General features: G+C 59.5%; 25 protein-coding genes. 17 read left to right on the top strand and 8 right to left on the bottom strand.

Annotation, left to right across the window (positions count from 1 at the left end; all coding sequences use genetic code 11):
- The first annotated feature begins 115 nt into the window (after positions 1–115).
- From NL64_RS08100 to NL64_RS08080, 5 genes are all read left to right on the top strand, one after another.
- On the top strand, positions 116–1,228 hold the full coding sequence (locus NL64_RS08100) for a polyamine ABC transporter substrate-binding protein (protein ID WP_034147619.1): 1,113 nt from the start codon (positions 116–118) through the stop codon (positions 1,226–1,228).
- A gap of 188 nt (positions 1,229–1,416) precedes the next feature.
- On the top strand, positions 1,417–2,514 hold the full coding sequence (locus NL64_RS08095; RefSeq protein WP_034147618.1) for a polyamine ABC transporter substrate-binding protein: 1,098 nt from the start codon (positions 1,417–1,419) through the stop codon (positions 2,512–2,514).
- 73 nt (positions 2,515–2,587) lie between these two features.
- Complete coding sequence (locus NL64_RS08090) at positions 2,588–3,730, top strand: ABC transporter ATP-binding protein (RefSeq protein WP_034147617.1); 1,143 nt, start codon at positions 2,588–2,590, stop codon at positions 3,728–3,730.
- Positions 3,731–3,765: 35 nt separating this feature from the next.
- The gene (locus tag NL64_RS08085; protein ID WP_172668653.1) at positions 3,766–4,647 is read left to right on the top strand and encodes an ABC transporter permease subunit; all 882 of its coding nucleotides are present in this window, start codon (positions 3,766–3,768) and stop codon (positions 4,645–4,647) included.
- Complete coding sequence (locus tag NL64_RS08080; protein ID WP_034147615.1) at positions 4,644–5,534, top strand: ABC transporter permease subunit; 891 nt, start codon at positions 4,644–4,646, stop codon at positions 5,532–5,534. The genes NL64_RS08085 and NL64_RS08080 overlap by 4 nt, the downstream gene beginning before the upstream one ends.
- Positions 5,535–5,635: 101 nt before the next feature.
- On the opposite strand, the gene NL64_RS08075 is transcribed toward NL64_RS08080, so the two are convergent.
- Positions 5,636–6,277, bottom strand: coding sequence for an HD domain-containing protein (locus NL64_RS08075; protein WP_034147614.1), 642 nt, complete (start codon positions 6,275–6,277; stop codon positions 5,636–5,638).
- Between the two features lie 338 nt (positions 6,278–6,615).
- Between NL64_RS08075 and NL64_RS08070 the strand changes: the two genes are divergently transcribed.
- Positions 6,616–7,581: a GlxA family transcriptional regulator gene (locus tag NL64_RS08070; RefSeq protein ID WP_034147613.1), complete on the top strand. Its 966-nt coding sequence runs from the start codon at positions 6,616–6,618 to the stop codon at positions 7,579–7,581.
- Between the two features lie 152 nt (positions 7,582–7,733).
- Here NL64_RS08070 and NL64_RS08065 read toward each other — a convergent pair whose 3' ends face one another.
- Positions 7,734–10,136, bottom strand: coding sequence for a penicillin acylase family protein (locus NL64_RS08065; protein WP_034147612.1), 2,403 nt, complete (start codon positions 10,134–10,136; stop codon positions 7,734–7,736).
- A gap of 111 nt (positions 10,137–10,247) precedes the next feature.
- Positions 10,248–10,829 (bottom strand): DUF6436 domain-containing protein, encoded by a 582-nt coding sequence (locus NL64_RS08060; protein ID WP_034147611.1) that lies wholly within the window; start codon positions 10,827–10,829, stop codon positions 10,248–10,250.
- 96 nt (positions 10,830–10,925) lie between these two features.
- Between NL64_RS08060 and NL64_RS08055 the strand changes: the two genes are divergently transcribed.
- The gene (locus tag NL64_RS08055; protein ID WP_034147610.1) at positions 10,926–11,873 is read left to right on the top strand and encodes an alpha/beta hydrolase; all 948 of its coding nucleotides are present in this window, start codon (positions 10,926–10,928) and stop codon (positions 11,871–11,873) included.
- Positions 11,874–11,993: 120 nt separating this feature from the next.
- Here the strand turns inward: NL64_RS08055 and NL64_RS08050 are convergent, their stop codons facing one another.
- Positions 11,994–12,746 (bottom strand): DUF2059 domain-containing protein, encoded by a 753-nt coding sequence (locus NL64_RS08050; protein WP_034147609.1) that lies wholly within the window; start codon positions 12,744–12,746, stop codon positions 11,994–11,996.
- A gap of 108 nt (positions 12,747–12,854) precedes the next feature.
- Between NL64_RS08050 and NL64_RS08045 the strand changes: the two genes are divergently transcribed.
- Both NL64_RS08045 and NL64_RS08040 read left to right on the top strand, forming a co-directional pair.
- Positions 12,855–13,487, top strand: a complete 633-nt coding sequence (locus tag NL64_RS08045; protein ID WP_034147608.1) for a 2OG-Fe(II) oxygenase — start codon at positions 12,855–12,857, stop codon at positions 13,485–13,487.
- A 2-nt stretch (positions 13,488–13,489) separates the two neighbouring features.
- Positions 13,490–13,969: a DUF523 domain-containing protein gene (locus tag NL64_RS08040; RefSeq protein WP_034147607.1), complete on the top strand. Its 480-nt coding sequence runs from the start codon at positions 13,490–13,492 to the stop codon at positions 13,967–13,969.
- Positions 13,970–14,084: 115 nt separating this feature from the next.
- Here NL64_RS08040 and NL64_RS08035 read toward each other — a convergent pair whose 3' ends face one another.
- A complete protein-coding gene (locus NL64_RS08035) occupies positions 14,085–14,669 on the bottom strand; it encodes a transporter substrate-binding domain-containing protein (protein WP_034147606.1) in 585 nt (194 codons plus the stop codon).
- 134 nt (positions 14,670–14,803) lie between these two features.
- On the opposite strand from NL64_RS08035, the gene NL64_RS08030 reads away from it, so the two are divergent.
- Complete coding sequence (locus tag NL64_RS08030; protein WP_034147605.1) at positions 14,804–15,229, top strand: DUF4399 domain-containing protein; 426 nt, start codon at positions 14,804–14,806, stop codon at positions 15,227–15,229.
- A 48-nt stretch (positions 15,230–15,277) separates the two neighbouring features.
- Here the strand turns inward: NL64_RS08030 and serA are convergent, their stop codons facing one another.
- Positions 15,278–16,507, bottom strand: coding sequence for a phosphoglycerate dehydrogenase (gene serA / locus NL64_RS08025; RefSeq protein WP_034147604.1), 1,230 nt, complete (start codon positions 16,505–16,507; stop codon positions 15,278–15,280).
- Between the two features lie 204 nt (positions 16,508–16,711).
- Here serA and NL64_RS08020 point away from each other — a divergent pair, with 204 nt between their 5' ends.
- From NL64_RS08020 to NL64_RS08005, 4 genes are all read left to right on the top strand, one after another.
- Positions 16,712–18,106, top strand: coding sequence for an FAD-binding oxidoreductase (locus tag NL64_RS08020; protein WP_034147603.1), 1,395 nt, complete (start codon positions 16,712–16,714; stop codon positions 18,104–18,106).
- 36 nt (positions 18,107–18,142) lie between these two features.
- Complete coding sequence (locus NL64_RS08015; protein ID WP_008026071.1) at positions 18,143–18,808, top strand: fumarylacetoacetate hydrolase family protein; 666 nt, start codon at positions 18,143–18,145, stop codon at positions 18,806–18,808.
- Between the two features lie 250 nt (positions 18,809–19,058).
- Positions 19,059–19,988: an SdiA-regulated domain-containing protein gene (locus NL64_RS08010; RefSeq protein ID WP_034147602.1), complete on the top strand. Its 930-nt coding sequence runs from the start codon at positions 19,059–19,061 to the stop codon at positions 19,986–19,988.
- Between the two features lie 118 nt (positions 19,989–20,106).
- Positions 20,107–21,024, top strand: coding sequence for an SdiA-regulated domain-containing protein (locus NL64_RS08005; RefSeq protein WP_034147601.1), 918 nt, complete (start codon positions 20,107–20,109; stop codon positions 21,022–21,024).
- Positions 21,025–21,147: 123 nt separating this feature from the next.
- Here NL64_RS08005 and rpiA read toward each other — a convergent pair whose 3' ends face one another.
- The gene (gene rpiA / locus NL64_RS08000) at positions 21,148–21,822 is read right to left on the bottom strand and encodes a ribose-5-phosphate isomerase RpiA (RefSeq protein ID WP_034147600.1); all 675 of its coding nucleotides are present in this window, start codon (positions 21,820–21,822) and stop codon (positions 21,148–21,150) included.
- 326 nt (positions 21,823–22,148) lie between these two features.
- On the opposite strand from rpiA, the gene ilvA reads away from it, so the two are divergent.
- Complete coding sequence (gene ilvA / locus NL64_RS07995) at positions 22,149–23,663, top strand: threonine ammonia-lyase, biosynthetic (RefSeq protein WP_034147599.1); 1,515 nt, start codon at positions 22,149–22,151, stop codon at positions 23,661–23,663.
- Positions 23,664–23,702: 39 nt separating this feature from the next.
- A complete protein-coding gene (locus tag NL64_RS07990) occupies positions 23,703–24,128 on the top strand; it encodes a DUF2269 domain-containing protein (RefSeq protein WP_034147598.1) in 426 nt (141 codons plus the stop codon).
- A gap of 112 nt (positions 24,129–24,240) precedes the next feature.
- Here NL64_RS07990 and NL64_RS07985 read toward each other — a convergent pair whose 3' ends face one another.
- Positions 24,241–24,897, bottom strand: coding sequence for an HAD family hydrolase (locus tag NL64_RS07985; RefSeq protein ID WP_034147597.1), 657 nt, complete (start codon positions 24,895–24,897; stop codon positions 24,241–24,243).
- Positions 24,898–25,040: 143 nt separating this feature from the next.
- On the opposite strand from NL64_RS07985, the gene NL64_RS07980 reads away from it, so the two are divergent.
- On the top strand, positions 25,041–25,520 hold the full coding sequence (locus tag NL64_RS07980) for an RNA pyrophosphohydrolase (RefSeq protein ID WP_007897732.1): 480 nt from the start codon (positions 25,041–25,043) through the stop codon (positions 25,518–25,520).
- Positions 25,521–25,532: the final 12 nt, after the last annotated feature.

The raw sequence follows: 25,532 nt of genomic DNA, 5'->3' as shown, positions 1-25,532 counted from the left end.
CTGGCCTTTCCTTGAAAGACCGCCTCGGATCTTGCCAGACTAGCCGCGGTTCCAGTTGTCCGGGTTCGGCCGCTGAACAAAGTGGTTCAAAAAAGAAAAATTTGGAGCATTACGCATGAAGGCATTAGGAAAAAAGCTTGCTGGCAAGACACTCCTCGCCATGTCCCTGATGGGCATTATGGCGGGTGCGGTTCAGGCGGACGACAAGGTGTTGCACGTCTATAACTGGTCCGATTACATCGCCCCGGACACCATCAAGAAGTTCGAAGACGAGTCGGGTATCAAAGTCGTCTACGACGTGTTCGACAGTAACGAAACCCTCGAAGCCAAGTTGCTGGCAGGCAAGTCCGGTTACGACATCGTCGTCCCGTCGAACAACTTCCTGGCCAAGCAAATCAAGGCAGGCGTCTACCAGAAGCTGGACAAGTCCAAGCTGCCTAACTGGAAAAACCTGAACACCGACCTGCTCAAAGCGGTATCGGTCAGCGACCCGGGCAACGAACACGCCTTCCCGTACATGTGGGGTTCGATCGGCATCGGCTTCAACGCCGAGAAGGTCAAGGCTGCACTGGGTGCCGATGCACCGACCAATTCCTGGGACCTGCTGTTCAAACCTGAAAACGCCGCCAAGTTGAAGTCGTGCGGTATCAGTTTCCTCGACTCGCCGACCGAGATGATTCCGGTGGCGTTGCATTACCTGGGCTACCCAACCGACAGCCAGGACAAAAAACAACTGGCTGAAGCCGAAGCGCTGTTCCTGAAAATTCGTCCTTCGGTGGGCTACTTCCACTCGTCCAAGTACATCTCCGACCTGGCCAACGGCAACATCTGCGTAGCCGTGGGTTACTCGGGCGACATCTACCAGGCCAAGTCCCGCGCGGAAGAAGCCGGTGACAAGGTCAAAGTCAGCTACAACATTCCGAAAGAAGGTGCCGGCAGCTTCTACGACATGGTCGCCATCCCTAAAGATGCCGAAAACGTCGAAGGCGCCTACAAGTTCATGACCTTCCTGCAGAAGCCGGAAATCATGGCTGAAATCACCAACGCCGTACGTTTCCCGAACGGTAACGCTGCGGCCACCCCGTTGGTTGAAAAAGAAATCACCGACGACCCAGGCATCTACCCGCCAGCGGACGTGCTGGCCAAGCTGTACGCGATTGCCGACCTGCCGGCCGCCACCCAGCGGATCCTGACGCGCAGCTGGACCAAGATCAAATCCGGTAAATAAGCCGGTTTGAGGCAATAACCTGTTGTCGCTGCCTGCGCGGTGGCGGCAACAGGATTAATTAAATGACAGAAAGTTTTGCTGGAACGGTTTTTCGAGGGTAAGTTGCGCGCCGGTTTTGTTGCCAGGCAGCCACGGCTGTCATGTAACACGGGGCAACTTGGGCCCAACTAATTTTAGAGGACCTCCACTTGCCTATTTTTTCTATGTTGCGCAATGCCATGCTGGTCGCTGCCGGGTTGACGCTTGCCGTCAATGTTCAAGCTGCCGGTACCGTGCATATTTATAACTGGTCGGACTATATCGGCGAGACCACCCTGGCCGACTTCCAGAAAGAGACCGGGATCAAACCGGTGTATGACGTTTTTGATTCCAACGAAACCCTGGAAGGCAAGTTGCTGGCCGGACGTACCGGTTATGACGTAGTCGTGCCGTCCAACCACTTCCTAGGCAAACAGATCAAGGCCGGTGCCTTCCAGAAACTCGACAAGTCCAAATTGCCGAACTACTCGAACCTCGACCCGGTGCTGCTCAAGCGCCTGGAGCAAAACGATCCGGGTAACCTGTACGCCGTACCGTACCTGTGGGGCACCAACGGCATCGGTTACAACGTCGACAAGATCAAGGAAGTGCTGGGCGTCGACAAGATCGACTCCTGGGCAGCGGTCTTCGAACCGGAGAACATCAAGAAACTGCACAGCTGCGGCGTAGCGTTCCTCGATTCCGCCGATGAAATGATGCCGACGGTCCTTAACTACATGGGCCTGAATGCCAACAGCACTAACCCCGAAGACTACAAAAAGGCCGAAGCCAAGTTGCTGGCGGTGCGGCCTTACGTGACTTACTTCCACTCTTCCAAATACATCGCTGATCTGGCAAACGGCGATATCTGTATCGCCATCGGTTTTTCCGGCGACATGTTCCAGGCCAAGAACCGCGCCGAAGAAGCCAAGAAAGGCGTGAACATCGCCTACTCGATTCCGAAAGAAGGCGGCGCGCTCTGGTTCGACATGCTGGCGATTCCAAAAGACTCGGCCAACGTCAAAGAGGCTCATGCGTTCATCAACTATTTGCTGAAACCTGAGGTGATCGCCCAGGTCAGTGATTACGTCGGCTACGCCAACCCTAACCCGGGGTCGGACAAACTGATGGAACAGTCCATTCGCACCGACGAAGCGGTTTATCCACCGCAAGCCGTCCTCGACAAGACCTACGTGTCCATCGAGTTACCACCAAACATTCAACGTTTGATGACCCGCAGCTGGACCAAGGTCAAGTCGGGCAAATAGCTTCAAGGCTCAAACTATCCAAGGTTGGCTCACCTTGAGCGAACTGCACTCTTTTTTTCTGGGAGTTTCGTAAATGGCAGTTGCCTCCGGCGCCTATAAGAAAGCCCTCGAGGGCGACCAGTCACCTAAACAGGTGCTGGTCAAAATCGACCGGGTCACGAAGAAGTTCGACGAGACGATTGCCGTGGACGATGTGTCCCTGGAAATCAAGAAAGGCGAGATTTTCGCCCTGCTCGGCGGTTCGGGATCGGGCAAGTCCACCCTGCTGCGCATGCTCGCAGGTTTCGAACGGCCCACGGAGGGGCGCATTTTCCTCGATGGCGTAGACATCACCGACATGCCGCCGTACGAGCGGCCGATCAACATGATGTTCCAGTCATACGCCTTGTTCCCGCACATGACCGTGGCGCAGAACATCGCTTTCGGCCTCAAGCAGGACAAGCTTCCCGCTGCTGAAGTTGATGCCCGCGTGGCCGACATGCTCAAGCTGGTGCAAATGAGCCAGTATGCCAAGCGCAAGCCGCATCAGTTGTCCGGTGGCCAGCGCCAGCGTGTGGCCCTGGCCCGTTCGCTGGCCAAGCGACCGAAGCTGTTGCTGCTCGACGAGCCGATGGGCGCGCTGGACAAGAAGCTGCGTTCGCAAATGCAACTTGAGCTGGTCGAGATCATCGAGCGCGTCGGCGTAACCTGCGTGATGGTGACCCACGACCAGGAAGAGGCCATGACCATGGCCGAGCGCATCGCGATCATGCACCTGGGCTGGATCGCCCAGATCGGCAGTCCGATCGACATCTACGAAACCCCGACCAGCCGCCTGGTCTGCGAATTCATCGGCAACGTCAACATCTTCGACGGTGAAGTGATCGACGACGCCGAGGGCCACGCGATCATCACCTGCAAGGACCTCGACCGGAAGATTTATGTGGGCCACGGCATCAGCACTTCGGTGCAAGACAAATCCGTGACCTACGCGATCCGTCCGGAAAAACTGCTCGTCACGCCGACCCAGCCGACCTGCGAATACAACTGGTCCAGCGGCAAGGTCCACGACATCGCTTACCTCGGCGGCCACTCGGTGTTCTACGTCGAGTTGCCGAGCGGCAAGATCGTCCAGTCGTTCGTGGCCAACGCCGAGCGTCGTGGTGCTCGTCCGACCTGGGGTGATCAGGTTTACGTGTATTGGGAAGACGATAGCGGCGTGGTACTTCGCTCATGAACATGCGCAAATTCAAACGCCGCCTCAATCGAATAATTCCCGGTGGCCGCCAGTTGGTCATCGGGGTTCCGTTCATTTGGCTGTTCCTGTTCTTCATGTTGCCGTTCTTCATCGTCCTGAAGATCAGCTTCGCCGAAGCCGACGTGGCCATCCCGCCGTACACCGAAATCTACAGCTACGCCGAACAGAAGTTGCAGGTGCTGCTCAACCTCGGCAACTACGCGATGCTGGGCGACGACGAGTTGTACATCGCCGCGTACCTCGGCTCGTTGAAGATGGCGCTGATCAGCACCATCCTCTGCCTGGTGATCGGCTACCCGATGGCCTACGCCATCGCCAGCGCCCGCAAAGAGCTGCAAACGGTGCTGGTGTTGCTGATCATGATGCCGACCTGGACTGCGATCCTGATCCGCGTCTACGCGTGGATGGGCATCCTCAGCAACAACGGTCTGCTCAACGGTTTCCTGATGACCATGGGTTGGATCGACGAACCGCTTCAAATCCTCAACACCAACCTCGCGGTGTACATCGGCGTCGTCTATTCGTACCTGCCGTTCATGATCCTGCCGCTGTACGCCAACCTGGTGAAGCACGACAACAGCTTGCTGGAAGCCGCGTCGGACCTGGGCTCAAGCACGTTCAACAGCTTCTGGAAGATCACCATTCCGCTGTCGAAAAACGGCATCATCGCCGGCTGCATGCTGGTGTTCATCCCGGTGGTGGGTGAGTTCGTGATCCCGGAACTGCTCGGCGGCCCGGAAACCCTGATGATCGGTAAAGTGCTGTGGCAAGAGTTCTTCAACAACCGTGACTGGCCGGTGGCGTCTGCCCTGGCGGTGGTGATGCTGGCGATCCTGATCGTGCCGATCATCCTGTTCAACCGTAGCCAAGCCAAAGAGATGGAGGGCAAGGAATGAAGCGCTTCCGTTTCTCGAGTTTCATGCTGGTAGCGGGATTGCTGTTCATCTACGCGCCGATGCTGATCCTGGTCATCTACTCGTTCAACGCCTCCAAACTGGTGACGGTGTGGGGCGGCTGGTCGATCAAGTGGTACGTCGGCCTGATGGATAACACGCAACTGATGGGTTCGGTGGTGCGCTCGCTGGAAATCGCCTGCTACACGGCGATTGCGGCGGTGGCGCTGGGTACATTGGCCGCGTTTGTCCTGACCCGCATCACCCACTTCAAGGGTCGCACGCTGTTCGGTGGCTTGGTCACTGCGCCGCTGGTAATGCCAGAAGTCATCACCGGCCTGTCGCTGTTGCTGCTGTTCGTGGCCATGGCGCAGATGATCGGCTGGCCGCAGGAACGCGGCATCGTCACCATCTGGATCGCCCACACGACGTTCTGTGCGGCGTATGTGGCGGTGGTGGTGTCGGCGCGCCTGCGTGAGCTGGACCTGTCCATCGAAGAAGCGGCCATGGACCTTGGTGCGCGGCCGTGGAAGGTGTTCTTCCTGATCACCATTCCAATGATCGCGCCATCCCTGGGCGCCGGTGGCATGATGTCGTTTGCCCTGTCGCTGGATGACCTGGTGTTGGCGAGCTTCGTGTCGGGCCCGGGTTCCACCACGCTGCCGATGGAAGTGTTCTCGGCGGTGCGACTGGGCGTGAAGCCGGAGATCAACGCCGTGGCCAGCCTGATTCTGCTGGCGGTGTCGCTGATGACCTTCCTGGTCTGGTTCTTCAGCCGTCGCGCTGAAGAAGCGCGCAAGCGTGCAATCCAGCAAGCCATCGAAGAAAGCGCGGCCGATTCGTGGAAGCAACCGGACGTGCGTCGCGCGCAGGCGCCGGAAGCGGCCTGAACCGGAAACCTCTGTAGGAGCCGGCTTGCTGGCGATGGTGTGTCAGTCACATTGATTTCGACTGACACACCATCGCCAGCAAGCCGGCTCCTACAGGGGATTTACGCAACCCAAGGGGATTTGCGGATGACGTCGACAAAATTCATCGGCTTGAACCCCGGCTCCTGATCCACCAGCACATCCGTCTTCACGTTACCGAACGTGGTCTGCGGACGATGGCGCAAGCCGTCGGCAAAGGCGCAGATGATGCACTCCTTGAACCCTTCGCCCCGTGGATGCGCATGCACCACCGCATCACGCTGCACGCTGGAAAACGCCGCGTAGTCCATGCCCAACACGTCCATCTCAACACCGGCGGTCACCAGCGCGACGGTCGGCCGCAAGTGTTGTGGAACGCCGGGCGTGGTGTGCAAGGCAATCGATAGCCAGACCTGCTCGATATCGTCGTCACTAAACCCGAAAGGCTTGAGGAACGCTGCCGCCGCGTGGGCGCCATCGACTTCGAAACGTTCGTTGTCGCTGCGGTAACCTTCCACCAGGCCCAGGTCATGGAACATTGCACCGACATAAAGCAGCTCCGGATTGTAGGCCAGTTGCTTGCGCTCGCCGCTCAGCGCCCCGAACAGGAACACCCGGCGCGAGTGGTGATACAGCAAGTCGGATTCGATGTCGCGGATGTATTCGGTGGTGGCTTTGGCCAGCGCGCTGTCAGGGATTTTGATACCGGCAATGGTGGTGCTCATCGGAGATTCCTCGGGGTGAACGCCGTGGCGGCGCTGAGGAATCCAGTCTGTTCGCCGACCAGAAACCGGACAATCGATCGATGGCTGCGATCCCGGCCAATCCGGGTGCATATTGCGCCAACCTCGCTTGTTGGGACTGGATTGGCTAAGTTGGGTCGTGGCGAATGAGCTCTTGTGGCGAGGTAGCTTGCTCCCGCTGGGCTGCGAAGCGGCCCCAAATTCTGCAATCGAGATCTTCAGGTGCGGCGTGTCTGGAGGTTTTGCGACTGCTGCGCAGCCGAGCGGGAGCAAGCTCCCTCGCCACAGGTACGCGTTATTCCATAGAGGCCTTTCTAACCATGCAGAAAACCGTTGCCATCGTGGTGTTCGCCGGCGTCCAGTCGCTGGATGTCACCGGCCCCATGGATGTGTTTTCCGAAGCCAATCGGTTCCTCGACTCCGAGGATCATTATCGGCTTGAGGTCATTGGTGTGCAGCGCGGAACGATGGCGTGTTCCAACGGTTTGTCACTGAACGCCCATCGACATTTCAGTGAAGCATTGCAGGCCTACGACTTGCTGTTGGTGGCGGGTGGCCCGCAGTTGCCGTTCATGGATTTCGGCGCCGCGTTCGATGCCTGGTTGCGCGATGCCTGCGCGCGGGCGCAGCGCTTCGGATCGATCTGTAACGGTGCATTCATGCTGGCGCGGGCGGGATTGCTGCAGGGGCGTACGGTGACCACTCACTGGGGTGACGCGGCGGCACTGGCGGCGTTATACCCAATGACGCGGGTCGAGGCTGATCGCTTGTACGTGCAGGACGCCGGGCTCTATACCTCGGCCGGGGTCACGGCGGGGATCGATTTGTCGTTGTTCTTGCTGGGACGCGACCACGGGCCGGAAGTCGCATTGAGCGTGGCCAAGCGACTGGTGGTGTTCACCCAGCGCTCGGGCGGCCAGTCACAATTCAGCCCGTTCCTCACGCCCCATGCCGAACCGACCTCAGCGGTAGCGATGGTTCAGCACTATGTGTTGGCCAACCTCACCGGCGACCTGACCATCGCTGATCTGGCCAGCGCCGCCAACATGAGCGCGCGCAATTTTTCCCGGGTGTTTGCCAAGGAGGCGAAAATCACCCCGGCCGAATTCGTCGAGCGGGCGAGGGTGGATGCGGCGCGGGTGATGCTGGAGAGCACCAGTTCACCGCTGAAGACCGTGGCCTACCAGTGCGGGTTTCGCGATGCCCAGCATATGCGCAGTGTGTTCAACCGCAGGCTGGGCGTGACGCCGCAGCAGTTCAGGGTGAACTTTGCGGCGATGGTTTGATTCTGGATTTTGCTTTGGTATTTCGGGCCTCATCGCGGGCAAGCCCGCTCCCACAGGTTTTGGGTTGTTCGTAAAATTGTCGATCTACACCAGTCATTGTGGGAGCGGGCTTGCCCGCGATGAGGCCCTCCCAGTCAATCAGAGTTTATGGTTTAGCGCGCCGGCAACAGCTTCAACGTACTGCGCGTATTAGCCGTCACCTCTTCATCATTGAGATGCGCCTGGTAGTAAACCCCTTCGATGTACGCTTCGGACTGATCGTCATAGTGACTGTCAAACGGCACGCCGCTCTGGCCGACCGGGTTGACGGTCAGGCTGTGGGCCGGGTCGGCGAAGTCGATCAGGCGTCGGGTCGATGGACCGTAAGTCACTGGCCATGGTGCCGGGCCAATCTTGGCCGAGAGGTTGTTCGGTACTTCATGAGTGCCGGGCGCCGCGAACGGGCCGACGTTGAAAATCCGCTCCAGCGGTTTTTGCTGCCCCAGCGGATGACCATGGGTCAGCGTGTGCGCCTTGCCCCACTGCCATTGCGCGAAATCTGTACCTAGCGTGGTTTTGAGATGAGCGATGCTGGCCTGCCATGCCGCCTTGACCGTATCGGCTCGGGTTTCCTTGCCGAGGGTGTTGCGGTTATCCCACCACGGAGAATCAGCATTCGCTGCGAGGCGTGGCAGCGCGGCGTCGATCACCCGGGTCGAGAGCAGCGTTTCGAAGAAGTCATTGCCCAACTCATCGTGCATGCTCGCGTCAGCCAGGTTGAACAGGAACTGGTTGAACAGCGTGGCGCTGGTGGATTCCAGCGGATAGTCGCCTTTCCACTGGGCCAGTTGCTCCACCAGTTTCAGCTCGTCGGGATCGGTCACGACCGTGCGCAACACCGGCAGCAATGGCGCCAACAGTCGCGGACCATAGCCGGTGGTGGTGCCCAGTTGCAGCTTCTGGCTGGCGTCCAGATCCCACTTGATGTTCTTGTCGCTGAGCTGTTGATTGAGCTGCTGACCACGGTCGGCGAGGTTGTAATAACCGGGGATTTCCATCCCTGTCGGCGACACCGGCTGGAAGTTGGCCGAGACGATATAGCCCCGCGCCGGGTTTTCTTCCTGCGGGTTGGCGCTGAACGGGTAGAACCCGTCCTTGTCGGCCTCGGCGGTGCTGCCGTCGAGGATGAACCACGGACGCACGCCCGCAGGCCGCTTGGGCAATTGCGCCGCCGCCCACCAGCCGATGTCGCCCTTGGCGTTGGCCCAGACGATGTTCAGGCCGGGCGCCTGGACCTTCGCCGCTGCCGTGCGAGCCTTGGCCAGGGTGTCGGCGCGGTTGAGCTGGTAGAAGCCTTCGATGATCGGGTTCTGGCTTTCGAGAAAGCCCCACCACATGGCGATCGGCGTCTTGCCAACGCCACTGCCCAGCGCATCGTTGACGATCGGGCCGTGGGGCGACTGGCGCAGCACCAGCGTCACCGGCGCCTGTCCCTTGACCGCGATCTGTTGTTCGCTGGTCACCATGTCCACCCACATGCCGCGATGCCAGACCTGATTGGGATTGTCCGGGTTGACCTTCTCGGCAATCAGGTCGAGGTCGTCGTTCTGGAACATGGTGATGCTCCAGCCGAAGTCGCGGTTCATGCCCAGCGAGGCGAATGGCATCAAGGCCTGATAGTGGCCGTAGAGTTCGAAACCCGGCGCCGAGAGCTGCGCTTCGTACCACACCGACGGCGCGGAAAAGCGGATGTGCGGATCACCGGCCAACAGTGGCTTGCCGCTTTTGGTACGGCTGCCGGCGACGACCCAGGCGTTGCTGCCCTCGAACTGCGGCAGGCCGTTGTCGGCCAGCGCCTGTTCGCTGAGGCGGGCGAGGGCGTTCAGATCCTTCCAGTCGCTGCTGGCCAGAGACAGTGCGGCGCCGCTTTGATGCTTGGCCAGTACGCCTTTGGGTTGCCATTCGAGATCGAAGACGTTCAGGTAGTCCGCGCCCAACTGATCGCGCACAAATGTCAGCAGCGGTTCGGTGCGGAACGCCGCGGCGAAACTGTAGGCCATGTAACCGGCGATGCTGATGGTGTCCTGGGCCGTGAACGGGCGCTTGGGAATGCCCAACACGTCGAACTCTACGGGTTTGGCGTGGGTGTCCTGATACTGGTTGATGCCATCCAGATAGGCTTGCAAGGCGATGAAGGCCGGCGATTGCTGGTCCAGTTTCGCCAGATAGGTTTCGGCACGTTCGCGGATCCGCAGGCTGCGCATCAGCTTGTCGGTGTCGAGCAGTTTCGGGCCCAGCACCTCGGCCAGTTCGCCCCGGGCGAGGCGGCGCAGGACTTCCATCTGGAACAGCCGGTCCTGGGCGTGGACATAGCCGAGGGCGCGGTACAGGTCGGTTTCGTTTTCGGCGCGGATGTGCGGGATGCCGCGCTCGTCGTAGCGCACGGTGACCGAACCTTGCAGGTGTTGCAGTTCCACCATGCCCTGGCGTGTCGGTTGCTTGCTGTAGACGTACCAGCCGCCTGCTGCGGCGAGCGCGACGATCAGCAAACCGAGAGCGGTCAGGCTACGTTTCATGGTGACTCCTTGTTGTTATAAGTGGCAGCTGTTCCCTGGTGCCACTGTTTAACACGGCGGGTCGATTTGGCCCATCGCCCGTAGGAGGGATTCGTATTGCGAGGTTTTTCCTCAGTCCGGCGTATCGACCGGCCAAGCGCAGTAACAACCCACTGCCAGTGTGTGCGTGGCACTCACTTCACGACCCTCGTTCAACGCTTGCAGTATTGGTTCGATAAAACTGTTACTCGAATTGCAGGTGAGGCCTTCGCTGTACGGTCCGAAGTAGGCCAGTTTGCCATTGCGATCCCAGATCGCCACGGCCGGGCTGGCGGGGATTTGCTCGGAACCGGGCAGGACAGTGATGGTTTTCAGGTTGCTCAACGTGCTCGGCAATTGGCCGTGGCTGCCAGGTTTTTGCACCGAGTAGAACTCGACGCCTTGCGGCCCGTACTCCTCGACCAGCTCGCCGAGGTGCTGTTGATTGCCGACGTTGCACGGACAGGCCGGGTCCCAGAAATGCACGAGGCGGATGGCGCCGGGGCCGGCGAGTGTGTCGGGCAGGCGCAGCGGGTCGCCGGAGAACACCGCGGTATGCGAACTGAATGCCCGCAGATAGCGCCCTTGAAACCAGTCATAAGCCGCCCACAGCACCGCGACGCATATCAAGGCGAGCAGGCTGACAAACAGGGTGGATCGGACGGGCGAGCGCATGGGTTCACTCCTTGAAAGTCGGCTAGCTTGCCATGCTTGCCGCGACAGATGAATATCGCAGATCCATTAAGTCCGTTTCGCGCTCTGGAATCGTCCATGTCTGCCACCTTCGACCCTGATCATCTGCGCGCCAGCCTTCGGCCATTGGCGCAGGGGCAACCGTTGTCAGCGGAAGCACAGGCGTATCAGCGTTTTTATGGGCTGGATTTTTCGTCTCGCAATGTTCGCAGTGGCCTGGGGCGATTTCAGGTCGACGGTTATGAGGTGGTCAGCCAGGTCTGGTGGCCCGAGCGGGTGAAGGCGACGCTATTTGTGTTCCATGGTTTCTACGATCACACCGGGCTCTACCGGCACGTGATCGAGTGGGCGCTGGACCAGGGTTTTGCGGTGATTGCCTGCGACTTGCCGGGGCATGGTCTGTCCAGTGGCGAGCGGGCGAGCATCAAGGATTTCGCCGAGTATCAGGACACGTTGCAAGGCTTGTTCACTGAAGCGTTATCCCTCGACCTGCCGCAACCGTGGCACTTGTGCGGGCAGAGCACGGGCGGGGCGATCGTCATCGATCATGTGCTCAATGCCGGGGCGAACAGTCCAGCCCAGGGCCAGGTGATTTTGTTGGCGCCGCTGGTACGACCGCGAGCGTGGGGCTGGTCGCAATTGAGCTACTACCTGCTCAGGCCTTTCGTCAAAGCCATCGCCCGGCGCTTCAGCGAGAACTCCAACGACCCGGATTTTTTGCCGTTCCTGCAAGCCGATCCGTTGCAACCGTTGCGGTTACCGACGGCTTGGGTGGGGGCGTTGGCGCGCTGGATCAAACGCGTCGAGGCCGCGCCGGTCAGCACCCGGCGGCCGCTGATTGTGCAGGGGCAGGCGGACATGACGGTGGATTGGGAGCATAACCTTGAGGTGTTGCGCGGCAAGTTTGATCGGCCGCAGGTTTTGATGCTGCCTGAGGGGCGGCATCATCTGGCGAATGAGGCGCTGGTGTTGCGGGGGGAGTATTTCGGGTTTTTGACCAAGCGGATCAAGGGGCGGAATCTTTAGCGACCCCTATGGCCCTATCGCGGGCAAGCCCGCTCCCACAGGATTTGCGCAATCTCAACATTGACGCATGCCCTGTGGGAGCGGGCTTGCCCGCGATGGCGACTTATCAGGCGCCACAAATCACTGGGTCAGGTTGGAAGTACTCTGCCCGACCGCCAACCCCGCCCGAATCGCCGCCAGCGCCGCCTGGTAATACGCCTTGCCCTCGGCCGACTCGGCAAACGTGGCGAACTCTTCCAGCTCCTCGTCCGACAGATCACGATAGACATACAGCAGCGTGTTGTTCAGATCGCTACCGATCTGCTCCATCAAGCGCTGGCGCTGGCCGTTCAACATGCCTTGCGCCTGACCGGCGCCGAGCAGGCCGGGGATCATTGAACTCAGGCTGTCGGCGGCGACACCGGCAATCGCCAGGCTGACTTCCGCGCCGGCCTCGCGAGCGGGCAGGGCCTGGGCAAGGTGGCCGATGATCAGCACGCGGCTGTCGCTGGCCGCCATCTTCGGCAAGCCCTTGGCATTTTTCGCCAGTTGATCGCGACGGGTCGCCAGCAATTCGGCGGCGACGATTTTCTTGCCCAATGGGGATTGGAAAAACGCCAGTGCCGGTTTCGGATCGGCAAGATTCTTGCGCAGTTGTGCTTCGGCACGCTGGTCTACAGCCTTGGGGTCGAAACGCTGATTGCTGTTGTCGACCAATGCCTGGAACACCGCCGGTGGCAGGCTGCCCTGGTAGCGTTGCTGGGCGGCCGAGAGGGCGTCGTTGAAATGCGCGCGTTGTTCCGGCCAGCCGGCGACCTTGTACAACTGGTCGTGGCCGTCTGCCCAGGCGGGCAAAACGCAGAACATCAGCAGAGAGAAAAGCAAACGGCGCATAAGGACTCCTGTCAGCAGGCGACTATTCTCCGTGTGGCATAGGGACTTGTCGAGAATTCGTATCAACCCGCTGCGTGGCTCTGTCGGATTTCCAGGCGCAGGAATACTATGCGCGCCATGCAAATACCTTCTGATCACCCGCTGCTGTTACGAATCGTCGACGACCTGGCTGCCAACGGCTGGTCACAGCAGAATATTTTCCTTCCTCTGGATCTGACCCGAGCGCTGGCGGCCGAGTGCCGTAAACGTGCTGCCGAAGGTGAATTGGCCCCGGCGGCCGTGGGGCGTGGCCCGTCCTCGGAGATTCGCGAGGGCATTCGCGGCGATCACATCCAGTGGCTCGAGCCCGGGCAGGTCGAGGCTTGCGACAGCTATCTGGGGTTGATGGACAGCCTGCGCGAGGCGATGAACCGTGGTCTGTTCCTGGGCCTGGAAGATTTCGAAAGCCATTTCGCGATGTATCCGCCCGGTGCGTTCTACCTCAAGCACGTCGACCGGTTTCGCGATGATGACCGGCGCATGGTGTCGGCGGTGGTCTACCTCAATGACGCCTGGCTGCCTGAACACGGTGGTCAGTTGCGCATGTACCTGAATGAAGGCGCGGAATACGATGTGGTGCCAACCGGCGGATGCCTGGTGGTGTTCCTCTCGGGTGAGGTCCCTCACGAAGTATTACCCGCAACCCGCGAACGCCTGTCATTGACCGGCTGGTTCCGGCGTCGGGGCAACGAGCCGTTCTGATCATGCAGAAAATTCTGGTAAGCCGCTGCCTGCTCGGCCACCGCGTACGTTACGACGGCGGGGCCAGCGGGCCGTTCGATCAGCTTCAGACCTGGATTGATGAAGGTCGAGTGGTGCCGTTGTGCCCTGAAGTTGCCGGTGGCTTGCCGACACCGCGGGCGGCTGCGGAGATTCCCGGCGGGCAGGGCGCTGAAGTGCTTGATGGTCAGGCGAAGGTGATTACGACCGAGGGCGAAGACGTCAGCGCGCAGTTTCTGTCGGGGGCTTATCAGGCGCTGGAACTGGTACGACAGCACGGCATCCGCATCGCGGTGCTCAAGGCCAACAGCCCATCCTGCGGCAATCTGCTGACCTATGACGGGACGTTCAGTGGGGTGAAGGTCAGTGGCGAGGGCGTGACAGCGGCGCTGCTCGAGCGCCATGGGGTGCAGGTGTTCAGTGAGTTGGAGCTGGCTGAAGCGGCCGCCGCTCTACAAAACTGACACCTCCCCTGTAGGAGCCGGCTTGCTGGCGATCGCGGTGCAACTTTCAACGTTTATATTGATTGTCACAACGCTATCGCCAGCAAGCCGGCTCCTACAGTTGATGGTGGCGGTTTCAAGGTTTCAGCTGAGAAGCCGAGTCCGCCCCGAACCACTTATCCACCAGCTTTTCCATTCGGCCATCGGTCTTGATCCGTTGCAGCGCACTTTCCAGACTGGCGTGGAACGCAGGATTTCCCTTCTGAAACGGAATCGCCAGGTCAACGGCCGGGTTTGCCTTGGGCTTTTCTTCCGTCAGCGACTGCACCAGCAAAATGGATTGTGGTTCTTCTTTGTGCGCGATCAATTGCGCGTTGGTCTTGAGGTAAGGCTCGCTGAAGTCGAAACGATCCGTCAGCGCCGGGGTCTGTGTAATGTGATTGATGGCGACGTCGTATTTGCCGCTTTCCACTCCATTGAGCAGATCGCTGGCGTCGGTGACGACAAAGTCGGCCCGCACATCCAGCTCCTGGGCGAGCAGCTGACCCAATTCAACTTCGAAGCCTTCAAGCTTTTCGTCTTTCTTGAAGTTGAAGGGCGGTGTATTAGCCTCAATGGCAATGCGCAATTCGCCGCGGTCGTTCACGTCGTCAATCAGTTCGGCATGAGCCAACGGGCTCAAAAGGGGTAGCAGACAGATCAGGCCAGGCAGAAAGCGCATGGTCACTCCTTGAATTCATTATCGCGACGCTCTGGATCAGGCTCGCTTTGCTATGGTTGTCGAGTGCCTTCGACAACGATTGACCATGAAGTTGTCATGGTCACGCGGATTTTACGGAAAAACTGGAGAAGAGAATGAAAACCTTTATGTCACGTGCTGCTTTTGCTGGCCTGCTGATGGGCGTTTCGGTACTGGCCAGTGCGGCTACACCGGCCCCGAAAGGTGCAGAAGTACACATCGTTTCTCCCGCGGACGGGGCGACGGTTCCACAAACGGTCGTGGTCAAATTCGCCGTCAAGGACATTGCGCTGGCGCCAGCGGGTGATGTCACCAAGAACACCGGCCACCATCACTTGCTGATCGATGTCGACGAACTGCCGGCGGCCGGTCAGCCGATCCCGAACGATGCCAACCATTTGCACTTCGGCAAGGCGCAGACCCAGGCTGAAGTAAAGCTCACGCCGGGCAAGCACACCTTGCAACTGGAGTTGGGCGATAGCGGCCACATGCCGTTCGATCCGCCGATCGTTTCCGAGAAGATCACCGTCAATGTGAAATAAAAAAAGGGAGCCCCGAGGGGCTCCCTTTTTTACAGCTGCATTCTGCTCTTAGAACAGTACGCGACTACGGATGGTGCCGTTGACGTGTTGCAGCTTCTCTTGCGCCAGTTCCGAGTATTCGGCGTCTACGTCGATAACCACGTAGCCGACTTTCTCGTTGGTCTGCAGGAACTGACCGGAAATGTTGATGCCGTTTTCGGCGAAGACCTTGTTGATCTCGCTCATCACACCCGGAATGTTTTCGTGGATGTGCAACAGGCGGTGCTTGCCAGGGTGAGCCGGCAGGGCCACTTCCGGGAAGTTCACGGACGATACCGAAGTACCGTTGTCGCTGTACTTGACCAGTTTTTCCGCCACTTCCAGACCGATGTTGGCCTGCGCCTCGGCGGTGGAACCACCGATGTGCGGAGTCAGGATCACGTTGTCCAGGCCACGCAGCGGGCTCTCGAACTCTTCGTCGTTGGAGCGTGGCTCCACCGGGAATACGTCGATGGCGGCGCCGATCAGGTGCTTGTCCTTGATCGCAGCAGCCAGCTGATCCAGCTCGACCACGGTGCCGCGTGCGGCGTTGATCAGGATGCCGCCCTTCTTGATGGCGCGGATTTCTTTCTCGCCGATCATCCACTGGGTCGCAGCGGTTTCCGGAACGTGCAGGGTCACGATGTCGGACATCCCCAGCAGCTCGTGCAGGTTGCCGACCTGGGTGGCGTTACCCAGTGGCAGCTTGGTCACGGTGTCGTAGAAGTACACCTGCATTCCCAGGCCTTCAGCCAGGACCGACAGTTGAGTACCGATCGAGCCGTAGCCGACGATGCCCAGCTTCTTGCCACGGATTTCGAAGGAGTTGGCCGCGCTCTTGATCCAGCCGCCACGGTGGCAGGAAGCGTTCTTCTCAGGGATGCCGCGCAGCAACAGGATCGCTTCGGCCAGTACCAGCTCGGCAACGGAGCGCGTGTTGGAGTACGGGGCGTTGAACACGGCGATGCCGCGCTCGCGAGCCGCACTCAGGTCGACCTGGTTGGTGCCGATGCAGAAACAGCCGACAGCCACCAGCTTCTTCGCGTGATCGAAGATCTCTTCGGTCAGTTGAGTGCGGGAGCGAATGCCGATGAAGTGAGCATCAGCGATCTTTTCCTTGAGCTGGGCTTCCGGCAGAGAACCCGTGAGGTACTCGATGCTGGTGTAGCCCGCCGCCTTGAGGACGTCGACAGCCGATTGGTGGACGCCTTCGAGAAGAAGGAACTTGATCTTGCTCTTATCGAGAGAAGTCTTGCTCATCTGCGTAAACCTGTATCCCGGAGAAAAATGGCAGGAAGTAGCCAGCAGACGCTGACCCGGACGACAAGAATGCCGTCGCCGCAGAACAGCCGTTGGGCACTATGCTGCGGGGTCGGTATGCTAGCATATGCACCCCGCTAAACACTCATTCCTGCGACGTGAAGCGTTCTCAGGATGACCATGAATTGTTCGAGAGTTCTGTCGATGACCAATCCTGCCTTGATTGAAGAGCTGAAGACCCTGGTTGAGCCTGGCAAGGTGCTGACCGATGCCGACTCCCTGAATGCTTACGGTAAGGATTGGACCAAGCATTTCGCCCCGGCCCCAACCGCCATCGTGTTCCCGAAGACCACCGAGCAGGTCCAGGCCATTGTCCTGTGGGCCAATAAACACAACGTCGCGCTGGTGCCGTCCGGCGGTCGTACCGGGCTTTCTGCCGCTGCTGTGGCCGCCAATGGCGAAGTGGTCGTGTCGTTCGACTACATGAACCAGATCCTCGACGTGAACCTCACCGACCGCACCGCCGTTTGTCAGCCGGGCGTGGTCACCAAGCAGTTGCAGAACGTCGCTGAAGAAAAAGGCTTGTACTACCCGGTTGACTTCGCCTCGTCCGGATCGAGCCAGATTGGCGGCAATATCGGCACTAATGCCGGCGGGATCAAGGTCATTCGCTACGGCATGACCCGTAACTGGGTCGCCGGCATGAAAGTCGTCACCGGCAAGGGCGACGTGCTGGAACTGAATCGCGACCTGATCAAGAACGCCACCGGTTACGACATGCGTCAGCTGTTCATCGGCGCCGAAGGTACCCTCGGTTTCGTCGTTGAAGCGACCATGCGCCTCGACCGCGCGCCGAAAAACCTCACCGCCATGGTCCTCGGCACCGCCGATTTCGACTCGATCATGCCGGTGCTGCATGCCTTCCAGAGCAAGCTTGACCTGACGGCCTTCGAATTTTTCTCCGACAAGGCCCTGGCCAAGGTCATGGGGCGCGGCGACGTTCCGGCGCCGTTCGAAACCGATTGCCCGTTCTACGCGCTGCTGGAATTCGAAGCGACCACCGAAGAAGTGGCCAACCATGCCCTGGAAACCTTCGAGCACTGCGTCGAGCAGGGCTGGGTACTTGACGGCGTGATGAGTCAGAGCGAAACCCAACTGCAAAACCTGTGGAAGCTGCGCGAATACATCTCCGAAACCATTTCCCACTGGACGCCGTACAAAAACGACATTTCGGTCACCGTATCGAAAGTCCCGGCGTTCCTGAAGGAAATCGACGCGATTGTCGGCGAACATTACCCGGACTTCGAAATTGTCTGGTTCGGCCACATCGGCGACGGCAACCTGCACTTGAACATTCTCAAGCCGGATAACCTGAGCAAGGACGAGTTCTTCGCCAAGTGTGCCACCGTCAACAAGTGGGTGTTCGAAACCGTCGAGAAGTACAACGGTTCGATTTCCGCCGAACACGGCGTGGGCATGACCAAGCGTGATTACTTGACCTACAGCCGTTCGCCGGTTGAGATCGAGTACATGAAAGCCGTCAAAGCGGTGTTCGACCCGAACGGCATCATGAACCCGGGCAAGATTTTCGCTGTTTGATTTTCTAACTTAAGTGCAGGAAAGCAGGAGTCGGTAATGAGCTATCAGCACCAGTATGTCGACGGTACGCGTATTCACTTCCCGTTGGGGAAAGTGGTGTGCATTGGCCGTAACTACGCCGAACACGCCAAGGAACTGGACAATCCGGTGCCGACCGAGCCGCTGCTGTTCATCAAGCCGGGCAGTTGTGTGGTGCCGCTGGAAGGTGGTTTCAGCATTCCGACCGAGCGCGGTTCGGTGCATTACGAAGCGGAAATCGCGGTGTTGATCGGCAAACCTTTGTCGACCAAACCGAGCCGTGAAGAAGTGCTGGATGCCATCTCCGGTTTCGCTCCGGCCCTGGACCTGACCCTGCGCGACAAGCAAGCCGAGCTGAAATCCAAGGGTTTGCCGTGGGAAATCGCCAAGTCCTTCGACGGTGCAGCAGTGATTGCCCCGTTCGTGTCCGGCAGCACCTTCGCTGACCTGACCGACATCGGCATTCGCCTGACCATCAACGGCGAAGTGCGCCAGGACGGTAACAGCAGCGCGATGCTCAATCCGATCGTGCCGATGATCCAGCACATGGCTGGCTGTTTCTCGCTGCAGGCCGGCGACGTGATTCTCACCGGCACGCCGGTGGGCGTTGGCCCGCTGAATGTCGGTGATGAAATCGTTCTGGAACTGCCAGGCGCCAGCAGCTTCACCAGCAGCGTTCGCTAAGCCAATACAAAACCCTGTAGGAGCTGGCTTGCCAGCGATGAGGCCCTTACATTCAACATTCACGTTGACTGTTACACCGCCATCGCTGGCAAGCCAGCTCCTACAGGGTTGTTGTTCTGCCTGCACAGGGCAATCCCGCCATTTCCCGTTTTTTTCACATCGAGTCTGGATAATTCTCGCGCTTTCGGCGTCTGAGCCGACCTCAATTGTGCTATTACCCATAGCCTGAATTTCTGGAAGCGTTCCCTCGATGGCCACCCAACCCCTGCCCACGCTTAAAACTGCCCGCCGCTCGCGCTTCGCCATGCGTTGGTATTCCTGGCTTTTGCTGGTCGCCGCCGCCGCATACGGCCTCGCGTTTGCCATGCATTGGGATGACCGTGGCGTGCTGTGGGTGAAGGAGGGTTTCGAAAGCCCCGCCGAGCGTCAGGAGAGTGTCTGGTTGCCGGATTACCAGGTGGTGATCGACGCCAAGCCGCTCCCGGGCATGGAAAAAGACGAGGCGTCGGACATTGCCTACGACTCTCAGACCAAGACCCTGTTTTCGGTCATGGGCAAGAATCCGTTCCTGGCCGAGTTGTCTTTGCAGGGCGACGTGCTGCGCAAAATGCCACTGGTGGGCTGGAGCAACCCGGAAGGGGTGACCGTGCTGGGCAACGGTTTGCTGGCGATTGTCGATGAGCGCGAACACTTTATCTCGATCGTCAAAGTTGATGCCGATACCCGTGAGCTGAATTTCGCCGACTTCCCTAAATACGATCTCGGCCCGTCGAAAGATCAGAACAAGGCCTTCGAAGCCATTACCTTTGACCCGCGCAATCAGCAACTGCTTCTGGGTGAAGAACGTCCACCGGCGCTCTTCACCTGGAAAAGTGACGGTAGCCAAACGCTGACCGGAGACAAGCAAAAGCTTGCCAGCGATGAGCTGGACATCCGCAACCTGTCAGCCTTGGCCATCGATCCCCGGACGGGTCACACCCTGGTGTTGTCCGCCGATTCACACCTGTTGCTGGAGTTGGACGAGAAGGGCGAGCAGGTCAGTTTCATGGCCCTGCTCGGTGGCTTGAATGGCCTGAAAAAGACCATCCCCCGCGCCGAAGGCGTGACCATGGATGAAAACGGTACGCTGTACTTCGTGAGCGAGCCGAACCTGTTCTACCGCTTCGAAAAACAGAAATAATCGTCGTCGGTTGTAGGTGATTTGGCCATTGGTTGTAGGAACGGGCGAATGGCCATTAAGCTTCAATTCAGACAGGCGTGATATTTCATCCGCCTGTTTTGATTCCGAGCCCGCCCGAATGCGTCGACTTGCCCGTCCCAAACCCCTGATGCTCATCTTTGCGGTGATTGCCCTGATCGTGTTGATTGCGATCGGCCAATACCTGCGCCTGTTTGAGCGAGCCTGGTTCAATTTGCACACGCTTTGGCAGCCGTTGAGCACGCAGTCCATTGGCCTGGACCAGTATCAGGTGACCGTGGAGGCGCAAGTCATCGAAGGTCTGGACGACGATGTTTCAGCACTGACCTACGACCCGGTGCGCAAAAGCCTGTTCACCGTCACCAATCAAAATTCCGAGCTGATCGAGTTGTCCCTCGACGGCAAGATCTTGCGCCGTGTCGCCCTGGTTGGTTTTGGCGACCCTGAAGCCGTTGAATTCATCAGCGCCGACACCTACGTCATCACCGACGAGTATCAGCAGCGCCTGATCAAGATTCATCTGGAACATGACACCACTTTCCTCGACGCGGCGGACGCCGAGCAAATGACCCTCGGCGTGCACATGAGCAGCAACAAGGGGTTCGAAGGCTTGGCCTACGATTCGGTGGGCAAGCGCCTGTTCGTCGCCAAGGAGCGCGACCCGATGCTGATCTACGAAGTGCACGGGTTTCCGCATTTCAATCCGGAAAAATCCTACGCGGTGCACGTGATCAACAACCCCAAGCGTGACGCGGGGATGTTCGTGCGCGACCTGTCGAGCCTGCAATACGACGAGCGCAGCGGCCACTTGCTGGCGCTGTCCGACGAGTCGCGGCTGATTCTGGAGCTGGATGTGGACGGGCGACCGTTGAGCACCATGTCGCTGAACAAGGGGCGCCAAGGATTGCAAAAGACCGTGCCGCAAGCGGAAGGCATCGCCATGGATGACGATGGAACGATGTACCTGGTGAGCGAGCCGAACCTGTTTTACGTCTTCAAAAAACCACTGCAAAACTGACAGCACCACAAAATCCTGTGGGAGCGGGCTCGCCCGCGATGAGGCCATCACATTCAACATCAATGTTGACTCGTAGGCCGCCATCGCGGGCAAGCCCGCTCCCACAGTGGATTTGCGTGTTTGTTACTGAGCGCGCAGGGTCTTCACCCCTTCACTGGTCCCCAGCAACAACAAATCCGCCGGACGCGCCGCGAACAAACCATTGGTGACCACGCCGACGATCGCATTGATTTGCGTCTCCAGCTCCACCGGGTTGGTGATCTGCAGGTTGAACACGTCGAGGATGATGTTGCCGTTGTCGGTCAGCACGCCTTCGCGGTAGACCGGGTCGCCGCCGAGCTTCACCAGTTGGCGAGCCACGTGGCTGCGGGCCATCGGGATTACTTCCACCGGCAGCGGGAACGCGCCGAGGACCGGCACCAGTTTGCTGGCGTCGGCGATGCAAATGAAAGTCTTGGCCACGGCCGCAACGATCTTCTCGCGGGTCAGGGCTGCGCCACCGCCCTTGATCAGGTTCAGGTGCTCGTCGCTTTCATCGGCGCCATCGACGTAGAACTCCAGGTCGCTGACGGTGTTCAGTTCGTACACCGGAATCCCGTGGCCCTTGAGGCGCGCGGCGGTGGCTTCGGAACTGGCAACCGCGCCATCGAATGCACCCTTGTGCTGGGCCAGGGCGTCGATGAAGCAGTTGGCGGTGGAGCCGGTGCCGACACCGACGATGCTCTTGTCGTCGAGTTTCGGGAGGATGAAGTCGACGGCGGCCTGAGCCACTGCCTGTTTGAGTTGATCCTGGGTCATGCGGGCTCCGAGGTGCCGAAGAGGGGAAACGAAAGGCCAGCATTATAGGCTTCAGGGGTGGGAAGGTCATTGCCCGATTGGCGGGCGGCATAGATTGGCTTTTGTGGCGAGGGAGCTTGCTCCCGCTCGGCTGCGCAGCAGTCGTAAACCCTGTGCATGCGGTGTGTCTGAAAGAATGGGGGGGACCGCTTCGCGCTCCAGCGGGAGCAAGCTCCCTCGTCACAGTGTGCGTGCCGGCCTTAAAACCACCTGTTTAGTGTGGTCGCCCGCCCAAAAGCCGGGTTAGACTCCTTGGCCCTGCCCAACTCGCTCAGTGATGCTTTCCGATGCTTGAACAGTACGTCAAAAAGATCCTCACCTCGCGCGTTTATGACGTTGCCGTAGAAACCCCATTGCAGACTGCCCGTCAGCTCTCTGAGCGGCTGGGCAATGAAATCTGGCTCAAGCGCGAAGACTTGCAGCCGGTGTTCTCGTTCAAGATTCGCGGCGCTTACAACAAGCTCACGCAGCTGAGCGATGAAGAACGCGCCCGTGGCGTGGTCACCGCGTCGGCGGGCAACCATGCGCAAGGCCTGGCCCTGGCGGCCAAGGTGTTGGGCGTGAAAGCGACCATCGTCATGCCCAAGACCACGCCGGAAATCAAAGTCGAAGGCGTGCGTTCGCGCGGTGGCAAAGTGGTGCTTCACGGCGATTCGTTCCCGGAAGCCCTGGCCTACTCGCTGAAACTGGTCGACGAAAAAGGCTACGTCTACATTCACCCCTATGACGATCCCCACACCATTGCCGGGCAGGGCACGGTGGCCATGGAGATTCTGCGTCAGCACCCTGGGCGTCTGGATGCGATATTCGTCCCGGTGGGCGGCGGCGGGCTGATCGCCGGCATCGCGGCGTATGTCAAATACCTGCGCCCGGACATCAAGATCATCGGCGTCGAACCGGACGACTCCAACTGCCTGCAAGTCGCCATGGCCGCGGGTGAGCGCGTGGTGCTGCCGACCGTGGGCATCTTCGCCGACGGCGTGGCCGTGGCGCAGATCGGCCAGCACACCTTCGATATCTGCAAAGATTATGTCGACGAAGTGATCACGGTCAGCACCGATGAGATCTGCGCCGCGATCAAGGACATCTACGACGATACCCGCTCAATCACTGAGCCGGCCGGCGCCCTGGGTGTAGCCGGGATCAAGAAGTACGTCGAGCAGCGCGGTGTTACCGGTCACACCTTCGTGGCCATCGACTCCGGCGCCAACGTCAATTTCGATCGCTTGCGCCACGTGGCCGAGCGCGCCGAGCTGGGCGAAGGCCGTGAAGCGATCATCGCCGTGACCATCCCCGAGAAACCGGGCAGCTTCAAGGCGTTCTGCGAAGCCATCGGCAAGCGTCAGATCACTGAATTCAACTACCGCTACAACACCGGCAGCGAAGCGCACATCTTCGTTGGCGTGCAGACGCATCCGGATACCGACCCGCGCAGTGCGCTGATTGCCAGCCTCGGCGAGCAGGGTTTCCCGGTCGTCGACCTGACCGACAACGAACTGGCCAAGTTGCACATTCGTCACATGGTCGGTGGCCGTGCGGCGCATGTGGTCGATGAAGTGATCCTGCGCTTCGAATTCCCGGAGCGTCCGGGGGCGTTGTTCAACTTCCTCAACAAGCTCGGCGGGCGCTGGAACATCTCGATGTTCCACTACCGCAACCATGGCGCGGCGGATGGGCGCGTGGTCGCGGGCCTGCAAGTGCCCCACGATGAACGTCATCTGGTGCCCGCAGCGCTGGAAGAAATCGGCTACCCGTACTGGGACGAAACCGACAACCCGGCCTATCAGCTGTTTCTTGGCTGAACGGCTACGCTGATGGGCAAGGCATAAGGAATTCGAACCATGGAAACGTTAACGGCCCTGAAAATGGCGCACACCGCGGCGACGGCAATATTGTTGGGCTGTGCGCTGGGCTTGGGCATATGGGTCTGGCAAACGCGGCGCACTGGCGATGCGACGGCAGGAAGCCGAACCCTGCAGAGGCCGCGGGTGTTCGTCTGGCTGTTGATGGGGTTGGCGCTGCTGAGCATGCCGTTTACCGGCTGGGGGATGGTGCACCTGGTGGGCTGGCCGCTGGGGCAGACCTGGCTTTTGGCGTCGAGCGTGCTTTACACCGTGGCGGCCCTGGCGTGGTTCTGGTTGCTGGTGCGGCTCAACAAATTGCGCAAGGCGCCGGGTGGGGCGGGGAAATTTACCTTGGCCTTGGCGGTGTTCAGCTTTGTCTGCTTTATCGCGATTGCCGGGTTGATGGGTGCCAAGCCGGTTTAGACCGCGTTGCTGCAATCGCTGGCAAGCCAGCTCCCACAGTGAGCTTCAGTGAACACAGATTTTGTGAACACCCGAGAAACCTGTGGGAGCTGGCTTGCCAGCGATGGCGTCTTCAATCGCGCAGACTGATCACCGGCCACCCACGCTTCTCGGCCTCGGCCCGCAAATTCGGATCAGGATCAACCGCCACCGGATTCGCCACCTGCTCCAGCAACGGCAAATCATTCATCGAGTCGCTATAGAAGTAGCTGTCTTCCAGCGAAAACCCGGTCTCTTCCAGCCAACGATTCAACCTCGTCACCTTGCCTTCACGGAAGCACGGCACATCAGTGCTGCGCCCGGTATAGAGACCGTCCTGCATTTCGCATTCGGTGGCGATCAGGGTTTCGACGCCCAGGCGCACGGCAATCGGGCCGGTCACGAAGCGGTTGGTGGCGGTGATGATCACCAGTTTGTCGCCGGCATCGCGGTGCTTGGCCAGCAGTTCGATGGCCTTGGGCAACACAATCGGCTCAATGCAGTCGCGCATGTAGTCGCTGTGCCACTGATCCAGCGTGGCCATTTCGGTGCGGCCGAGCACTTCCAGGCAGAAGTTCAGGTAGGCGGCGTTATCCAGCTTGCCGGCCAGGTAGTCCTGATAGAACTCGTCGTTACGGGTCTTGTAGGCGACGGCGTCGAGGAAGCCGCGCTCACAAAGGTAATCGCCCCAGGCGTGGTCGCTGTCGCCGCCCAGAAGCGTGTTGTCCAAGTCGAATAAAGCCAGCCGCATTGCAGTTACTCGCTGAAAAGTCTGTAGAAAGGCGTCCAGAATACGGACTTTTCACAAGAGTGCACATAAGGTAGGCCGGCGCGTTGCTGCCTTCACAACCTTTGTGGAACAATGCGGCGACATGCGTTTGCGAGGTTGTTGCCGTGATCGACCCCGATGGTTTCCGTCCTAATGTCGGGATCATTCTCACGAATGATGCCGGACAGGTGCTATGGGCTCGCCGTATCAATCAAGATGCCTGGCAGTTTCCTCAAGGCGGGATCAACCCCCAGGAGACGCCGGAAGACGCCTTGTACCGCGAGTTGAACGAAGAAGTGGGCCTGGAGCGCGAAGATGTTGAAATTCTCGCCTGCACCCGGGGCTGGTTGCGCTATCGTTTGCCGCAACGTCTGGTCCGTACCCACAGCCAACCGCTGTGCATCGGCCAGAAACAGAAATGGTTTCTCCTGCGCCTGATCTCCAACGAGCAGCGGGTGCGGATGGATTTGACCGGTAAACCGGAATTCGATGGCTGGCGCTGGGTCAGCTATTGGTATCCGTTGGGCCAGGTGGTGACATTCAAGCGCGAGGTTTATCGCCGCGCTCTCAAAGAGCTTGCCCCGCGCCTTTTAGCGCGCGACTGACGACGGAGTTCG

The sequence above is a fragment of the Pseudomonas fluorescens genome (genome assembly GCF_000802965.1).
GTDB lineage: Bacteria > Pseudomonadota > Gammaproteobacteria > Pseudomonadales > Pseudomonadaceae > Aquipseudomonas > Aquipseudomonas fluorescens_A.
The sequence above is the reverse complement of the archived record's forward strand: the minus strand, read 5'-3'. Positions and strand labels throughout refer to the sequence as shown.

What these genes read in the sequence shown, in the direction of transcription:
- NL64_RS08100 (WP_034147619.1), top strand. Translation starts at nt 116, where the DNA reads ATGAAGGCATTAGGAAAAAAGCTTGCTGGCAAGACACTCCTCGCCATG.
- NL64_RS08060 (WP_034147611.1), bottom strand. Translation starts at nt 10,829, where the DNA reads ATGCGCTCGCCCGTCCGATCCACCCTGTTTGTCAGCCTGCTCGCCTTG.
- NL64_RS08065 (WP_034147612.1), bottom strand. Translation starts at nt 10,136, where the DNA reads ATGAAACGTAGCCTGACCGCTCTCGGTTTGCTGATCGTCGCGCTCGCC.
- NL64_RS08045 (WP_034147608.1), top strand. Translation starts at nt 12,855, where the DNA reads ATGCGCGCCATGCAAATACCTTCTGATCACCCGCTGCTGTTACGAATC.
- NL64_RS08020 (WP_034147603.1), top strand. Translation starts at nt 16,712, where the DNA reads ATGACCAATCCTGCCTTGATTGAAGAGCTGAAGACCCTGGTTGAGCCT.
- ilvA (WP_034147599.1), top strand. Translation starts at nt 22,149, where the DNA reads ATGCTTGAACAGTACGTCAAAAAGATCCTCACCTCGCGCGTTTATGAC.
- NL64_RS08030 (WP_034147605.1), top strand. Translation starts at nt 14,804, where the DNA reads ATGAAAACCTTTATGTCACGTGCTGCTTTTGCTGGCCTGCTGATGGGC.
- NL64_RS08090 (WP_034147617.1), top strand. Translation starts at nt 2,588, where the DNA reads ATGGCAGTTGCCTCCGGCGCCTATAAGAAAGCCCTCGAGGGCGACCAG.
- NL64_RS08005 (WP_034147601.1), top strand. Translation starts at nt 20,107, where the DNA reads ATGCGTCGACTTGCCCGTCCCAAACCCCTGATGCTCATCTTTGCGGTG.
- rpiA (WP_034147600.1), bottom strand. Translation starts at nt 21,822, where the DNA reads ATGACCCAGGATCAACTCAAACAGGCAGTGGCTCAGGCCGCCGTCGAC.
- NL64_RS07990 (WP_034147598.1), top strand. Translation starts at nt 23,703, where the DNA reads ATGGAAACGTTAACGGCCCTGAAAATGGCGCACACCGCGGCGACGGCA.
- NL64_RS08070 (WP_034147613.1), top strand. Translation starts at nt 6,616, where the DNA reads ATGCAGAAAACCGTTGCCATCGTGGTGTTCGCCGGCGTCCAGTCGCTG.
- NL64_RS08080 (WP_034147615.1), top strand. Translation starts at nt 4,644, where the DNA reads ATGAAGCGCTTCCGTTTCTCGAGTTTCATGCTGGTAGCGGGATTGCTG.
- NL64_RS08035 (WP_034147606.1), bottom strand. Translation starts at nt 14,669, where the DNA reads ATGCGCTTTCTGCCTGGCCTGATCTGTCTGCTACCCCTTTTGAGCCCG.
- NL64_RS08055 (WP_034147610.1), top strand. Translation starts at nt 10,926, where the DNA reads ATGTCTGCCACCTTCGACCCTGATCATCTGCGCGCCAGCCTTCGGCCA.
- NL64_RS07985 (WP_034147597.1), bottom strand. Translation starts at nt 24,897, where the DNA reads ATGCGGCTGGCTTTATTCGACTTGGACAACACGCTTCTGGGCGGCGAC.
- NL64_RS08075 (WP_034147614.1), bottom strand. Translation starts at nt 6,277, where the DNA reads ATGAGCACCACCATTGCCGGTATCAAAATCCCTGACAGCGCGCTGGCC.
- NL64_RS08040 (WP_034147607.1), top strand. Translation starts at nt 13,490, where the DNA reads ATGCAGAAAATTCTGGTAAGCCGCTGCCTGCTCGGCCACCGCGTACGT.
- NL64_RS08050 (WP_034147609.1), bottom strand. Translation starts at nt 12,746, where the DNA reads ATGCGCCGTTTGCTTTTCTCTCTGCTGATGTTCTGCGTTTTGCCCGCC.
- NL64_RS08010 (WP_034147602.1), top strand. Translation starts at nt 19,059, where the DNA reads ATGGCCACCCAACCCCTGCCCACGCTTAAAACTGCCCGCCGCTCGCGC.
- NL64_RS08015 (WP_008026071.1), top strand. Translation starts at nt 18,143, where the DNA reads ATGAGCTATCAGCACCAGTATGTCGACGGTACGCGTATTCACTTCCCG.
- serA (WP_034147604.1), bottom strand. Translation starts at nt 16,507, where the DNA reads ATGAGCAAGACTTCTCTCGATAAGAGCAAGATCAAGTTCCTTCTTCTC.